The sequence below is a fragment of the Enterococcus sp. JM9B genome (genome assembly GCF_009933265.1).
In the GTDB taxonomy this organism is placed as follows: Bacteria; Bacillota; Bacilli; order Lactobacillales; family Enterococcaceae; genus Enterococcus_C; species Enterococcus_C songbeiensis.
The window spans coordinates 50648-65716 of the sequence record NZ_MAEK01000013.1 but is presented as its reverse complement, the minus strand read 5'-3'; the positions used below and the strand labels follow the sequence as shown (position 1 = coordinate 65716).

At 38.8% G+C, this 15069-nt stretch carries 11 protein-coding genes and 1 riboswitch; all 11 genes read left to right on the top strand.

The features are described from left to right. Positions 1 to 242 precede the first annotated feature (242 nt). The 11 genes from glpK to BAU16_RS04175 all read left to right on the top strand — a co-directional run bounded on the left by glpK (position 243) and on the right by BAU16_RS04175 (position 14866). The gene (gene glpK / locus BAU16_RS04225) at positions 243 to 1736 is read left to right on the top strand and encodes a glycerol kinase GlpK (protein ID WP_048604286.1); all 1494 of its coding nucleotides are present in this window, start codon (positions 243 to 245) and stop codon (positions 1734 to 1736) included. Positions 1737 to 1908: 172 nt separating this feature from the next. Beyond that, positions 1909 to 2523 (top strand): hypothetical protein, encoded by a 615-nt coding sequence (locus tag BAU16_RS04220; RefSeq protein WP_048604285.1) that lies wholly within the window; start codon positions 1909 to 1911, stop codon positions 2521 to 2523. A gap of 122 nt (positions 2524 to 2645) precedes the next feature. Further along, the gene (locus BAU16_RS04215) at positions 2646 to 3380 is read left to right on the top strand and encodes a C39 family peptidase (protein WP_161526537.1); all 735 of its coding nucleotides are present in this window, start codon (positions 2646 to 2648) and stop codon (positions 3378 to 3380) included. Positions 3381 to 3506: 126 nt separating this feature from the next. Further along, a riboswitch (THF riboswitch) is annotated at positions 3507 to 3604 on the top strand. A 30-nt stretch (positions 3605 to 3634) separates the two neighbouring features. Continuing rightward, positions 3635 to 4165: a folate family ECF transporter S component gene (locus BAU16_RS04210; RefSeq protein WP_171000760.1), complete on the top strand. Its 531-nt coding sequence runs from the start codon at positions 3635 to 3637 to the stop codon at positions 4163 to 4165. Between the two features lie 363 nt (positions 4166 to 4528). Continuing rightward, positions 4529 to 6049: a helix-turn-helix domain-containing protein gene (locus BAU16_RS04205; RefSeq protein WP_161526536.1), complete on the top strand. Its 1521-nt coding sequence runs from the start codon at positions 4529 to 4531 to the stop codon at positions 6047 to 6049. After that, positions 6046 to 7398, top strand: a complete 1353-nt coding sequence (locus BAU16_RS04200; protein WP_161526535.1) for an NAD(P)/FAD-dependent oxidoreductase — start codon at positions 6046 to 6048, stop codon at positions 7396 to 7398. The genes BAU16_RS04205 and BAU16_RS04200 overlap by 4 nt, the downstream gene beginning before the upstream one ends. A gap of 347 nt (positions 7399 to 7745) precedes the next feature. Continuing rightward, positions 7746 to 10175: a lectin-like domain-containing protein gene (locus BAU16_RS04195; RefSeq protein WP_161526534.1), complete on the top strand. Its 2430-nt coding sequence runs from the start codon at positions 7746 to 7748 to the stop codon at positions 10173 to 10175. After that, positions 10175 to 11692 (top strand): SpaH/EbpB family LPXTG-anchored major pilin, encoded by a 1518-nt coding sequence (locus BAU16_RS04190; protein WP_161526568.1) that lies wholly within the window; start codon positions 10175 to 10177, stop codon positions 11690 to 11692. The genes BAU16_RS04195 and BAU16_RS04190 overlap by 1 nt, the downstream gene beginning before the upstream one ends. Before the next feature lie 12 nt (positions 11693 to 11704). Continuing rightward, on the top strand, positions 11705 to 13198 hold the full coding sequence (locus BAU16_RS04185; protein WP_161526533.1) for a SpaA isopeptide-forming pilin-related protein: 1494 nt from the start codon (positions 11705 to 11707) through the stop codon (positions 13196 to 13198). A 100-nt stretch (positions 13199 to 13298) separates the two neighbouring features. Beyond that, the gene (locus tag BAU16_RS04180; protein ID WP_161526532.1) at positions 13299 to 14471 is read left to right on the top strand and encodes a class C sortase; all 1173 of its coding nucleotides are present in this window, start codon (positions 13299 to 13301) and stop codon (positions 14469 to 14471) included. 17 nt (positions 14472 to 14488) lie between these two features. Beyond that, positions 14489 to 14866: a hypothetical protein gene (locus tag BAU16_RS04175; RefSeq protein ID WP_137604700.1), complete on the top strand. Its 378-nt coding sequence runs from the start codon at positions 14489 to 14491 to the stop codon at positions 14864 to 14866. The last annotated feature ends 203 nt before the right edge of the window (positions 14867 to 15069 follow it).

The window sequence follows — 15069 nt, the reverse complement described above, 5'->3', positions numbered from 1 at the left end:
AACAAAAAAATGGTAGAGTAGCATAATCGCTCCTACCATTTTTTTAGTTATATTTTTTTAAGAGTGCTTCTGGGGAATAGATGATCAGCCCGTTTTTTTCGCCATTCATAGACGTTTGTTAACTAGTTATAAAAAGTATAACTATCTGCTGATAAACCAACCACAAATTCCCAAAAAAGTTGCCTCGCGCGAAATAAACGTAGTAAGATACAAACAGAGAAAATAGTTTTAGGAGAGAAAAAATGGCGAATAACTATATTATGGCAATCGATCAGGGAACGACCAGCTCCCGAGCAATTATTTTTGATAAAAAAGGACAACATGTCGGCAGCTCCCAAAAAGAATTCACCCAATATTTTCCACAGGATGGTTGGGTCGAACACGATGCCAATGAAATCTGGAATTCTGTTCAATCAGTGATTGCCGGAGCTTTCATTGAGTCCGGTGTAAAACCTGATCAAATCGAAGGTATTGGTATCACCAATCAACGCGAAACAACGGTAGTATGGGATAAAAAGACTGGACTGCCGATTTATCATGCAATTGTTTGGCAATCCCGACAATCGGCAGAGATAGCCGATAAGTTGAAAGCGGATGGGTACGAAGAATTCTTTCACGAAAAGACCGGATTAGTGATCGATGCCTATTTTTCAGCCACCAAGGTTCGTTGGATTTTGGATCATGTAGATGGTGCGCAAGAGCGGGCGGAAAAAGGAGAATTATTGTTTGGGACGATTGATTCTTGGTTGGTATGGAAATTAACCGACGGGCAAGCCCATGTAACCGATTATTCCAACGCTAGTCGAACGATGTTGTTCAATATCAAGTCATTGGATTGGGATCAAGAAATTTTAACACTGCTTAATATTCCTCGGGAGATGTTGCCCAAGGTTGCTTCAAATTCTGAAATTTATGGATACACCCAAGGTTACCATTTTTATGGGGGAGAAGCACCAATCTCTGGTATGGCAGGTGATCAGCAGGCAGCGCTGTTTGGACAAATGGCCTTTGAACCCGGCATGGTAAAAAATACTTACGGCACAGGTTCCTTCATCGTAATGAATACCGGAGAAAAACCACAGATTTCCAAAAATAATTTATTAACGACAATCGGTTATGGAATCAACGGTAAAATCTATTATGCATTGGAAGGATCGATTTTTGTTGCCGGTTCTTCTATCCAATGGTTAAGAGACGGATTGAAAATGTTGGAAAAAGCCAGCGATTCAGAGGAGGCTGCCCGTCGTTCCACGAGTGAGGACGAAGTGTACGTTGTTCCGGCTTTTGTTGGTTTGGGGGCACCTTATTGGGACCAGGATGCCAGAGGAGCAATGTTTGGCTTGACTAGAGGCACCACCAAAGAAGATATCATCAAGGCCACCTTACAATCCATTGCCTATCAAGTTCGCGACATCGTGGATACGATGCAGGCAGATACCGGCATCACGATTCCTGTTTTAAAAGTTGATGGGGGTGCGGCAAATAATGAATACTTGATGCAGTTTCAGTCAGATATTTTAAATGTACCAATTCAACGGGCAGAAAATTTAGAAACAACGGCATTAGGTGCTGCCTTTTTAGCCGGATTGGCTGTCGGCTACTGGAAGGATACGGACGAAATTAGTGAATTTTACGAAGCCGGCAAGCGTTTTGAACCCCAAATGAGCGCAGAGCAGCGGGAAAAATTGTATACCGGTTGGAAAAAAGCCGTCAAAGCAACGCAAGCATTTGAATAAAACCATTAATCCTCGAAGAATTTTCGGGGATTTTTTTTGAAAGAAAACCAGACAAGTGTCTTGACACATTTGAGATTTCCATCTAAAATAAATGACATTCAGGTGTCTTGACAGTTGAAAGAAAAAATAAAAAATGTTTGTCAGGAAATTCACTAGTAAAAAGGAGAAAAAAATGAAAAAAAATTCTGTACGCCACTTAACAATCAGTGCCTTGTTAATTGGATTGGGTATTATGATTCCGATGGTCATGCCAAAAATCGTCATCGGTCCGGCATCATTTACGTTAGCAAGTCATGTGCCTTTGTTTATCGCCATGTTCTTTTCACCAGGCATCGCAGTGGCAGTTGCTTTAGGCACGACATTTGGTTTTTTGATCTCAGGTTTGCCAATTATTATCACGCTGCGGGCGTTGAGCCATCTTGTTTTTGCTATTGCCGGAGCGATTTACTTACAAAAACATCCGGGCATCGTCATGCAAAACGGCAAGGTCAGTTTATTCAATTTGCGTTTTCAAACCTTCAATTTAGTTATTGGTGTACTGCATGCGTTTGTAGAGATGCTGGTTGTCATGGCCTTTAACTTTGTCGGTAATGTTCCCGCAAGCTCAATTGAGGGCGGTGCCTTTTATTTCTTCTTTGTCCTCATGGGAATCGGTGGTCTAATCCACAGTATGATCGACTATTCACTGGCCTATTTTGTGGCAGGAGTGCTAAGCAAACAATTTACGTTGCCGATTTTTTCCAAAGCAAAACAAACCCAGATACAATCGATGAAGCCAATCGCATAAATGAAAAATAATTTACCTCTGTTATTCTCAGAAATAGCGGAGGTTTTTTATCGCTGAAAAAATGCGCAATTTTACATTAGCTGTTAAAATAAAAAAGTGATATAAGAAAGAGGTGGGACAACATGAAGAAAAAATGGCTTGTGCTCGTTATCGGCGTAGCACTAATAATTACCGGTGGTTTCGTTTTTTCTCAGAAGTCTCAACCAAAAGAAACACCTGTCACTCGTTTAAGTTCTACAGCAACAAGCGAATCCTCACCCTCACCGGAAGCCAGCCTGATGTACGTTCCTTTGGAAAATCAATTTACGGAGCCGGCATTGGAAAATGGCTGTGAGGTGACGGCGTTGTCGATGCTTTTACAATTTTATGGGTATCAAGTTGATAAAAATCAATTAGCAGAACTTCTGGATTACGTGCCTCTTTATGAGGATGAGACACATCGTGGGGATCCTCGAGAAGGATTTGTGGGGAATATTTACGGTGGGGATGAAGCGATGGGCGTCTGGGTAGAACCAATTGCCAAGGTTGCAAAAAAAATCGTTAAAGAAGAAGTTAAAAGCGGATCAGAGGAATCTTTTCAGGAAATTACAGAACGGGTAAGAAAAGGAACACCCGTATGGATTCTTGCAACAGTGGAACTTGAAGTCCCAACCGAAGATGACTTTTGGTATTGGCAAACCACCTCTGGCAGAATTGAAGTAACCCCTTTGATTCATTCTGTAGTGATTACCGTAATCAATCAAGAAACAATGTACGTCAACGATCCCTATGGTCATAAAAATCGAAAAATAGCCAAAAGCGATTTAGAGAAAATTTATGAAAGCATGGGAAGGCAGTCGCTGTATTTGGTGAAGTGAGACAGTAGGCTTACGAATCATCTTCTTTTTTCAGAAAGTTTCAAAAAAAACAGCAAAAGTAGTCTCTTTAAATTGTGTCACGACATATTCCATGCTATAGTATCGGTAGGCAAATTGCCTAATAAAAACAGAGTAGGAAATAAAGCGTTAAGTGCTGAGAGGATGGGATGTTGCCTCTCGGACGAAGGACTATGGTCCGCGGTTTTGTTTTCGCATTCGCTGCATATTTTTTTGTGTAGCAGCTCGTTAAGGAGATGCTAGGTATGAAAAGAAAAATCGACGCACGGATGATCGTAATCATGGCATTATTGATTGCTATGATGGTCGTCTTGTCACAAGTTTTGGGGATTTCCACCCCACTGGTAAAAATCACCTTCACCTTTGTCCCGGAAATGATTATGGCGATTTTATTTGGCCCATTTTGGACGGCAATCGGTGCAGTGCTGGCGGATCTGATCGGCATGGCACTTTTTCCGACAGGGGTATTTTTCATTGGTTTTACCATCAATGCGCTGGTCGGAGGATTGGTTTACGGTTTTTACTTCTATAAAAAGGAGATTACGTGGGTACGGGCATTTTTATGTGTCCTGACAAACACGATTTTGATCAGTTTGATTCTAACCCCAATTTGGTTGGCAATCACAGCAAATCTGCCATTGACCAGTTGGGCAATTTGGTCGGTACGAATCCCGAAAGTTCTCGTGATGCTGCCTATCCAAACAATTCTGGTTTATCTTGTTGGTCGTGCCGTTCCGTTGAAACGGATCGCCAAACGATTTATTTAACAAAATAAGTATAAAATTTATCTACATCCCAAGATAAATTTCTATGAACAGGCAAAGAAATTTTTGCTTGTTCTTCTTTTTGGCTCAATAGTTGTCAGAAAAATGAGAAAATATTCTTCTTAGTCATAAATTCCTTTTTAGAGACTAAAAAATGACCAGTTGCAAACGAAGATTTCAGTTATAATGATTGCGGAATAAGACGTTTTGATTTCGAAATGACAAGGACACTTATAGGCAGATTTTTTTGCTCGTTGCTGGGTCGAATTAAATAAATTGTAGTTTTTTTATAAAAAATTTATTCAGAAGAGGGAGTGTGAGGTATAATCAGATAAACAAAGTAGCTAAGAGCAGGGGATGATTTTTTTGAGAACGACTGATTTTCTAGATGCCGGTGAACAGCGGCAAATACAAATCATACGGGTTCTAATGACGGATTCTGAAGGAATTATGGTGGCAAATTTAGCACGAAAACTTACTATCAATCGAAGCACATTGAAGGAAGATTTAGAAAAATTACAGGTAAATCTTCTTCGATTAGACAATGCAGTAGAAGTGGTAGATGAAGAAAACCTTATCCGATTGGTCATTAATGAACAAATCTCTTTTACAAAAATCATCTATAGTTTTTTGCAACGCTCGTTGAAATATCAGATCCTGCTTCATCTACTGACGTCAAAACAGGTAAGTTATGGAACGCTGGCTGAAACTATGAGTATCAGCTTGTCCACCCTAACGAGAAAGATTCGGGATTTAAATGCCATCTTGAATAAATACCATTTGAAGATTCATCAGGGGAAAATCGAAGGTTCGGAAATTGCGATACGTTACTTTTATTTTCAACTGTTCTGGTTTGGCAATCCTTACCAAGTAAATGTCGATGAATTCGTGAATCCTTCAGTAAAAGACCTGCTGTCCTTTTTAGAGAGTAATCTGGATTATCCTTTTACAGAAGAAGGACAAGTGAAACTTTGTATCTGGCTGTATATCACGAAATGTCGCTTCCGGAATACAAAAGTCAGCCACGAAATCCCTCTGCCGGAACAGCTGTTTACCGACCTTAATCGCTCCGCTTTTGTTGGTCTGCAAGATTTGTTTATTCGCTTTTTCAGTCGGTATGCCTTCCAGTGGAATCAAAGTGAAAGCGAATACCTCTATCTTTTTATGATCGCAAACTATACACTAGAGTTAGACAATCCTCACGTACAGGATTTAATTAAAATTGCAAAATCAAATCAAAAAATTGATCAGATGGACAAAACCTTTTTGGAGGAATTGTATACCCACTTTGACCCAAGCTTATTGAAAGATGAGCTCACAAAAAAAGTCTACTTTACGTTGCTGCAAGTTCATTACAAAGCACTATATTTTCCAAGCTTTTTCTCGATTTGGGGCAATACCAACTTGCAAGAACGGCTGGAACAAGTGCCAAATCTTTCTTTGCAGCAATTAACGGACCACATGACTGAAAAAATCTTCGCATTGGTCCAGTCAGATAAAATCGGGAATAAGAATTTTTATGCTGAAAGTGTCAAAAAAGAACTCCATAATCGCTATACGGTCTTACTTCATGCCATCTACAATGAGTTGGATATCGTGTTGCAGGTAGGCTGTGATTTTCCTTTTGAGGCATCCATGAACACAATCATTATCGAGAATATCGAAGAACGAATTAATCACCGAATCAAGGCAAATTTTGTCCGATTTCGTCGTGGCGGAACGTATGATGCGATTATCACCTACAAAGATTCTGATGCACTGATGACAGAAATAGTACCGGTTTACACCCTTTTAAGTATCGAACACAATATTGATTTTCCTATTTTAGAAAATTTTCTTTATCAAAACTATCAAAATAAAATAAATTTGAAGGTGAACCTGCAATGAAAACCATCATTATTGGCGCTTCCCACAGTGGGATAACCGCAGCGCTCACGATCAGGCAACTAGACCCGGAGCATGAAGTTGTTCTGATTGATCAGCGAACAGAAAAAGAATTAGGATTTATTTCCAATGGTATCAACCTTTTGTTTAACGGTATTATTGATGAGTTAGGACAAGCCACCACCAAAGCCAGTGAGATTACTGCCAGTGGCGTGGAATTACTTACGAGAATTGAAGTTACCAAGATAGATAACCAAAAAAAGAAAATCAGCATGCAGTACGTGGAGGATGAAGAAAATCCATTCACGATGACATATGACAAATTAATCGTTGCCACCGGAACCTCCCCTTGGATCGTTGCCCGGGATTTTCCCGGTGTGGATAATATTTATTCCTATAAGTCCATCGAAGAATCCTATCGTGTATTAGAAGCGATCGAAAATTCCCAGACAATTGCGATTATTGGTACCGGCTATATCGGCATGGAACTGGCAGACTCCTTGAAACATTCAGGAAAAAAAGTCTACTTATTAGATGGCATTCAAGAACTTCTTTTCCGCTACTTTGATCAGGAAATGGTCCAAAATCTGCGGGAACGGGTGAATGACTCCGAGATTGAACTGGTTCCCTTCGATCAGATGACAGACTATAAAATCGTGAAAAAACATATTGAGGCAGTCAAACTTTCTAATCGTGAACTGCCGGTGGATATGGTGATTTTCCCTGATTCCATTTATACAAATGTGGAGCTGTTGGAAAACATCGTAACCTTGAATATCGACAACACCGTCGCAGATGATGCTGCTTGCCGCACCAGTGATCCCGATATCTTTGCTATTGGCGATATCGTTCCCATCATTTATCCCCATCACGGAACACAAATTTTTATGCCTTTAGTTAATCGTGCCGTGAGAATGGGTCGGGCTGCTGCAATGAATATTTGCGGGGAGCCGGTAAATGGTGATTTAGTGCACAAAACTAGCGCAACTTTTGTCTTTGATCAGTTTTTAGGCAGTGCCGGATTGACGGAAGAAGAGTCGCCGCTGTTTGGTTTTCAAGCGGTAGGATTTCGAGAAACTTTTCCATTAAAAACCAAATTCAGCAAAAATCAAACCTATGTGGATGCAAAAATCGTTTACGAGAAAGCGACATTAAAGGTGTTAGGTTTCCAATTAGTCAGCGATGAATTTATGGCTGATGATTTGAATGTCGCTGCGACATTATTGTCCGAAAAAGTCGACCTCAGACAACTAGCCGTCCATAATTTTACCTTTATGCCGCAGTATACTGCCCCTTTTCATTACTTAAATGATCTGGCATTTAAAGCCTTGATCAAAGAAAGAAAAAAATGAAGAAGAATAAAATAAGCAATTAAATGAAAAAAGAACTAGTACGCTCTTGGGATTTAGAGGAATGTGCTAGTTTTTTTATTTTGACGATTTAAGTAAGTAATTAGTATTCAAATAAATGAGAAAAAATTAGTTAAAGTAGAAATAAATCAAAAGAATTTTCTCATAAAAAACAAAATCTCGTTTATTAATCAAAATTCTTCAATTATTTGAAATGTTGTCATAAATTGTCGCGGATGTGTCAAAAGATGACGACTCCAAGCTTAAAAAAATTGTTATAATCAGCCAATAAGAAAAAACGAATTCAGTAATACAATTTTTTATTAGCAACGAAAGGATGTGATAAGACAATGAAAAGAACTAGTAGTACATGCCGTCCAAAAAGGCAGAACACTCGGCAAGTAGACAGACAGCTTTCTCTGAAAACTTGGTGGAAAATTGGAAGCCTCTTTGGAGTAACCTTATTGCTTCTTAGCACATGTACGACGAAAAATGTAATCGCTACAACTCTCAGTGACACCACAACCAGTCAATTGACACAAGAAAACCTACAGAGCAGTTCATCGTCAAATGAAAGCGTTAAATCTGTCGAAACAACGGAAACCAGTACTTCAAATAGTGAAACAAAAAGTATGACTGAAACAAATTCCACAACAGAAATATCTGAAGCGTCATCAAATGTGCAACTGATTGACCCTAGTGAGAAGGAAATTGAAGATGCGAAAGATTCTGCGAAAAAGGTATATGAAGAAACCGGGATTCCGCAAACCGTTACGGCAGTGGGGGCGGAGAATATATCTGGAAATGTGACAATAACAAAAGATGTGGTTCCAAACTATTTTACATTTAAAGGAAAGGCTGGTGACAAGGTTACATGGGAACCACTATATAATTCTGAGACTGGTTTAATCACATTAACCTCAGATGACACAAAGCAAATTGTTAATAGCGATGGCAATATTCCATGGTTGCAGGCCGGCTATATGCAATTAAATAACCGCATAGATATGGGGAACAATTTTGAATTAACAGGGAATATCACTTTATATGGTAGTAACGCAACTGGACAATCTGATGGAATCGGTTTTGCTTTTTACTCAGCGGATGAAACCGGACTAGGACAAACAGGTGGCGGGCTGGGAATTAGTGGGTTGAAAAATGGTTTTGGATTTAAGTTCGATACGTATAGAAATTCTGATTATGATGATCCAAATTTTAAACAATTTGGTGCTTTTGTACACAATGTAGAATCAAATAATTGGAAGGTTTCCACAGACGTAGATTCAGCAAAGGATTTAGGAGCGTTAACAAAAGGTGCGAGTATACCGTTCAGCATATCTTATAATGGGACTACACATATAATGAATGCCACTTATGGACCAGAAAGTTCTAAAAAAGAATGGTCAAAGGATTTAACTGCATGGATTGGTAACCAAGCAGCAATGAACTTCATGATTACTGCTTCAACCGGACAAAACAATAATACACAGTCGATTCAATTTGAAACGTTCAACTACGTTCAAGCATATTCAGCAAATATCAGCTATATCGATAGTAATAATTCCGAAACTGAGCTGAAGAATTTAACAGCAAATACGACAAATAAAATTAATTCAACAGAGGATTTAACAAAAAATGAAATAGTTATCCAAACATTGGCAGAGTACAATGCAAAAAACAACACTTCTTATAAAATAGCGCCAGCGAAGGTTTTAAGTAATGGAACTACACAACCAACTGAATTTAAATACACTGAAGATGGGTTGTCAGTTATCGTTTATGTAGCTAGAACACAGAAAATTAAAGTAGAACATCGAGACTATTTTAAAACAGAGATTCTATCTCTCTCTGAAGTAGAACTTACAGAAGGCGATGATACAGTTGATTTGACAGATGATCCGGTAAGTATTGATGGATACACTTTTAATTCTTTAGACAAAGCAAATGAGGCTGCCACAAAAGTTAGCTTTAATCCCGGCATATCTACTTATATCTTGTACTACAAAAAAAAAGTAAAGGTAACTGTTTCAGCAACCAAGGTCTATAACGGACTGGATAATGATGGCAAGAGTATTGCCGATGGTGACGATGCCGATGATGAGACAAAGGATTACGAACATTTAGTATTTAAAGATGAAAATGGTAATTCTCTTTCATTAAATGGCATTAAAGACGTATATTCGTCGAATAACTCATTTAATTATGTAAGCCCAAATGCTTTAGATGATGATGAAGTCTTAAATGGAGCAATCAAGGAATTGGACACAACTCAATTAGCTAATCTAACCAATTTAAATCCTGGTTACAGCTTTTCAACTGGTTCATTTTCGGCTGGAGATTATACAATCACCCCTGCATCAGTCACGGTTGAACTTTCTGGTGAAAGAACAAAACCACAGGACGGAAAACCAATCGATTCTGTACCCGAGGTAACCTTCGGAGGGGGGGCAGGGAATACAGCGGTACCCATTGTTACATGGAATTTTGAAGACTTTAAATATCTGACCTCAGATAATACCCCACTTTCTTACACAGAGGCAGTGGGGGTCGGCGAGTACAAAGTGACATTTAGCGATAGTGGACAAACAAAACTTGAAAGTTTGAAGAATTTTGTGATTACTGAATCGGTTTCCACAGCTATCTATACGATTACTCCACCGCCTGTCCCCCTTCCTTCAACTGGTGGAATCGGAATACTGCCGTTCATTCTTACCGGACTAACTTTTGTCGGAATTGGTGGCCTGTACCTCAGTTACCGAAACCGGGGAGGTGAGGCGTGATGAAGAATTTTTACAAAAGGATTATGTTGGGAGCGACACTGTTGCTACTACCCTCAGGTTTGCAAGCGTTCTCTCAATCAGCTTCCGCCAGTGAATCGCAAATCACCTTTACGCTACACAAATTATTGTTTGAAAATGGTGAATTACCAGATAAGCTACCAAATGATGGCACGAATAAACCGTCGATGTTGCAAGAAGCGCAGGGGTTAAATGATGTTACATTTGCCTTGTACGATGTATCCGAGGAGTTTTACGACTTGAGGGCATCTGGAAAGAGTATTGAAGAAGGGCAACAACAACTAGCGCAAACCGCTGATTCCGGCAAATTAATAGAAGAAAAAGTTACAGCTACGCAAAATGGCGAAGACGGGATTGCGGTATTTACAGCAGCGGCAAAAGAAGTACAAGGTCGGGATGCCGTTTATCGATTTGTTGAAACGAATGCACCTAGTAATGTGGATAAAAAATCTGATCCCTTGGTCGTCGTCTTGCCTGTTTATTCAACAGACAATCAGGTCTTGACGAACATTCATCTGTACCCCAAAAATGAACAGGTTGCTTACGAGTCACCACCATTGGAAAAAGAAATTGTTGGAAATCATACAAATTTTGAATATGGGGATTCGATTCCCTTTAACGTTTCAACTAAAATTCCAGCAAGTATCGCGAGTTTTGATAGCTATACTATCAAAGATACCGCGGACAGCCAGTTATGGTTGGATGCTAAAAGTTTAAAAGTAACTCTTGATGGAAAAGTTACTGACGTCTTTCAAGTGAAAACGACTGAACATGGGTTTCGTTTGACTTCATCTCCGAAAATATTAGCCAACTATAGCAATCAGAAAGTCGTCATCAGCTACCAAATGACGCTCAAAGGAAATTCAGACGAGCTATCCTTTGATAACACGGTGGAGCTAAATCTTGGCAAAAATTCGTCGATGAATGGGAGTGCGCAAATCAGCGCACAAACAGGTGGCAAACAATTTATCAAAGTTGATCGAAAACAAGGAACGACTTTAGCAAATGCACACTTTGTCATTCGAAATGAAGCTGGAAAGTATCTTGCACAAACGACTGGAGAGAATCATTGGGTAGACAAGAAAACCGAAGACGTAACTGTTTTGACTTCTGATAAAGAGGGCTTGTTTGCAATCAAGGGATTAGCATTCGGTGAGTATGAACTGATTGAAATCAAAGCACCCGATGGATACATTATAAACAAAGGACCGGTATCTTTTATGGTTGAAAAAAATAGTTTTGATTTAGAAAATCCGCTTCCTTTAGAAATAGTGAACGAGCAGGAAAATACCGGAAAAACACCAGACAGCTCGGACGGATCGGGCGTAACAACGAAACCAGTGACACCAGGAAAAACAGATAAACCGGGAATCACGAAATATTTCCCTAAAACAAGTGAAGAAGTGGTTCGCATCTTTTCAATTATCGGGTTTCTACTGGTCCTTCTAGCAGGGGCAGTTTGGATTTATAAAAAAAAACAACAGAAAAAGGACATATAGGAGGAAAATAAAATGAAAAATCTTAAGACAAAAATTTGGGCATTATTGGGTACGCTTGTAATGTTGTTGCCATTTGCTCTAGGATTAGGAGCAGCAAAAGTAGAGGCGGCTGTACCAGAAAGCGTAACAGTCAACTTGCATAAATTAAAATTTATGACGCTTCCGCCATCACAAACAAATACAGGGTTTAAAATGACTTATCCAGGTAGCCAACCATTGGAAGGTGCAGAATTTACTGTATATGATGTGTCAGTATTTTATTATGACAAAATAGAAAGTGGAGTAGCTGTCACAGATATTTTAGACACATTGGATGATTTTACGAATGAGAAAGTAGTTGAATTTGGTCTAACGCCAACAGTTGGATCAACAAATACAGGAGCAGACGGTATTGCGAAATTTACATTACCAAGTAAAACTACAGTGAAAGAAGGTTCAACTGAAAAAATAAAAGACGCAGTTTATCTTTTTGTTGAATCTGCAAAAGAAGGGTTTGAAGTTTCTCCAAGTATTGTTATGGGCTTACCATTCTATAGTACTGCTGATGGGAACGATCCGAATACAGCACTTTCAACGATCGAACTATATGCGAAAAATAAAATCACTGAAAGCACCATCAATATTCAAAAAACTGGTAACTTCTCAGATGCAACGGCTTTAGAAGGTGCCAAATTCCAAATTAAAAATTCAGACGGTCAGTTTGTTACCGAAACCGATGTGGATACAGGAGTAGCAATTTATGGTGAAGAAGAAGCAAGTGCTAAAATCTTCACAACGAATGATGCTGGTGCAATCAGTGTCAGTGGATTGTTAGATGACACATATACATTAGTTGAAACTGCGGCACCTACTGATTATCAATTGACAAATACTAAAACAGAATTTGTAGTTAAAAATGGTAAATTAGCAGAAACGACAGGAATTTTCAATGATGTTGATGAAACAGATCTTGGTAATCCTGCCGGTGTGTTAAATCACGAAAATAAACCTACCGTAAATACAGTGACAGTTGAAAACGTTCAAAACTATGGGGATTATCACTTTGTAAAACAAGATTTAAATACTGAAGCACCACTTTCTGGGGCAGAATTTAATATTGCTAAGGAAAAAGATAAGGATGATTATTTGTGGGTGAAAGAAAGTCCAGCAACTGGTGAATATCAATATGCGTGGAAATCTGAATTGACAGATACAACCGGTTGGGAAATCAAAAAATTGACTTCCGGAGATACCGGCGAGTTCGATATTACTAGATTGAAATATGGTACGTATTACTTGCATGAAACAGTAGCACCTTCTGGCTATGCATTACCAGGAAGTGACTTTGAATTTACAGTTGCGAAAGATACCGCAGCAGCAACCGATGATGTCATTGAAAACCAACCAAAAGGAATCCTTCCTTCAACTGGTGGTATGGGAATCATTGCCTTTGTCGTAGCTGGTATCGCGCTTATCGGCGGAGCTATGATTTACTTCAATAAACGTCGTCAAGAAACAGAAGCTTAATTGTTTATTATAGCAACAAATGTAAACATAAATCATAACTAATCTCATGAAGCTGGGTTGATTCCCAGCTTCGTACATACTAGAAAAACGGGTGGTTTCCATGAAAAAGCGCAAATTTAGAATACTTGATATCATTATGATTCTTATCTTAGTCGGTGGAATTGGAATTTTTGCGTATCCTTTTGTGGAAGATTCACTCAACGACTTTCTCGCCCAACAATTAATCACTCATTATCAAAAGGAAGCAAATGAAAAAAACAGTGCCGAGATCAAAGCTCGACAAAAGAAGATGGAAACAGAAAATAAAAAAATTGCAGAAAAACACGCACTTCCCGGATTGACTGCTTTTAATAATGCTGTGGATGCGGAGGCCTTGAAGGATCTCCCCAGCAATTCTTTTTACATGGAGCATATGCTTGGGGTGGTAGAGATTCCCAAAATCAATGTTAGTCTGCCCATTTTTGATCAAACAACAGATGTATTCTTACAAAAAGGAACCTCGCTTTTAGAAGGCAGCTCTTATCCTACTGGCGGCAAAAGTACCCACGCTGTTCTGTCAGGTCATCGAGGTTTGCCAGAAGCTAAATTATTTACTGATTTGCCAGAATTAAAGGTGAAGGATCAATTTTTCATTGAGATCAACGACCAGACCTTGGCTTATGAAATTGAAAAAATACAAGTGATTTTACCAACTGAAATCAAACCGTTACAAATCCAAGATGGACGAGATTTGGTCACACTGCTAACCTGTACGCCCTATATGGTCAATACCCATCGCTTGTTGGTAACAGGTCACCGCATTCCATATAGCGAAAATGAAGCGGTAAAGAGTATCAAAGCTATCGATAAATGGAAAAAATTGAAATTTATTTTGTGGCTGGTAGGAAGTTTTGCAGCATTACTAGCTTTGATAGGCTTGATTGCTCATTATCTCCGCTTATTGGCAATCGGCAAACGCAGATATCCAGTTTCTTTTTATATATTTGATGAAGAAAATCAACCGCTCTCAGGCATTGTTTTCTCCTTGAAAACAAAAAACGGCAAACGTCCGGTCTTTCGGAAAAAAGTATCGATTGAAATGATTTCTGACGAGAATGGGTTGGTTGTCTTTCCTGATTTAACGGGTGGAAAATATCGCCTACAAAGTAAGGGCATCGACCTGAAAATACGTGTGAAGAAAGTCAAAGCAAGTCGATTTTATATGAAATTAAAAAAAGGCAAATACATTCTAAAATGGGAACAAGACAGGTATCAGTTGAGGAAGGAAAAATAAAAAAAGGAGGAATTGGTGTGGCAATGAGATTGGAAAAGAGAAATTATGTCATTCATTTTCCGTATAAAGACCATGCAAAACCGGAATTAAGTCAGACAATCAAGCGGATTGCCGATGTCATTTTTTTAAGAGATTCGGCGTGGCTGTATATTTCTAATGAGCCAAGACAGGTGCAGTTGAAAGTCATTGTTCAAAAAGTAGGCGCTGCACGAAAATTGACCGATATTATTAAAGAGTACGGGCTATCTGCGGAACAAAAAAGTGAAGATATCGAAAAAATGATTGAAGAAGGAAATAGAAAAAAGGGGCATCAAGTAGTGGAACTTCGGCGAGGCATGACGGCTGATTATATTCATTATCTGCTGAATGCAAATTGCTTCTTTCCGGCAAAATAGAAAATGGGTTGTTTTATTTTGACACGAATAGAGCGTCAACTGCGAAGTTGCTACGGTCTATTTTTTTTGCTTTTAATCGAGTTAAGATGTTAGCAATTTTCAAATAAAAATAAAAAATCACTCCATTATTCATAATTATTTGTAGAGAAATGTGAAAACTGCTTTTGAGTAAAGCAATAAAGCGAGAATACTAGACAAGTACT

Excerpts from the sequence above, each read along its gene's own strand:
- glpK (WP_048604286.1), top strand. The coding sequence starts at position 243 with ATGGCGAATAACTATATTATGGCAATCGATCAGGGAACGACCAGCTCC.
- BAU16_RS04220 (WP_048604285.1), top strand. The coding sequence starts at position 1,909 with ATGAAAAAAAATTCTGTACGCCACTTAACAATCAGTGCCTTGTTAATT.
- BAU16_RS04215 (WP_161526537.1), top strand. The coding sequence starts at position 2,646 with ATGAAGAAAAAATGGCTTGTGCTCGTTATCGGCGTAGCACTAATAATT.
- BAU16_RS04210 (WP_171000760.1), top strand. The coding sequence starts at position 3,635 with ATGCTAGGTATGAAAAGAAAAATCGACGCACGGATGATCGTAATCATG.
- BAU16_RS04200 (WP_161526535.1), top strand. The coding sequence starts at position 6,046 with ATGAAAACCATCATTATTGGCGCTTCCCACAGTGGGATAACCGCAGCG.
- BAU16_RS04195 (WP_161526534.1), top strand. The coding sequence starts at position 7,746 with ATGAAAAGAACTAGTAGTACATGCCGTCCAAAAAGGCAGAACACTCGG.
- BAU16_RS04190 (WP_161526568.1), top strand. The coding sequence starts at position 10,175 with ATGAAGAATTTTTACAAAAGGATTATGTTGGGAGCGACACTGTTGCTA.
- BAU16_RS04185 (WP_161526533.1), top strand. The coding sequence starts at position 11,705 with ATGAAAAATCTTAAGACAAAAATTTGGGCATTATTGGGTACGCTTGTA.
- BAU16_RS04180 (WP_161526532.1), top strand. The coding sequence starts at position 13,299 with ATGAAAAAGCGCAAATTTAGAATACTTGATATCATTATGATTCTTATC.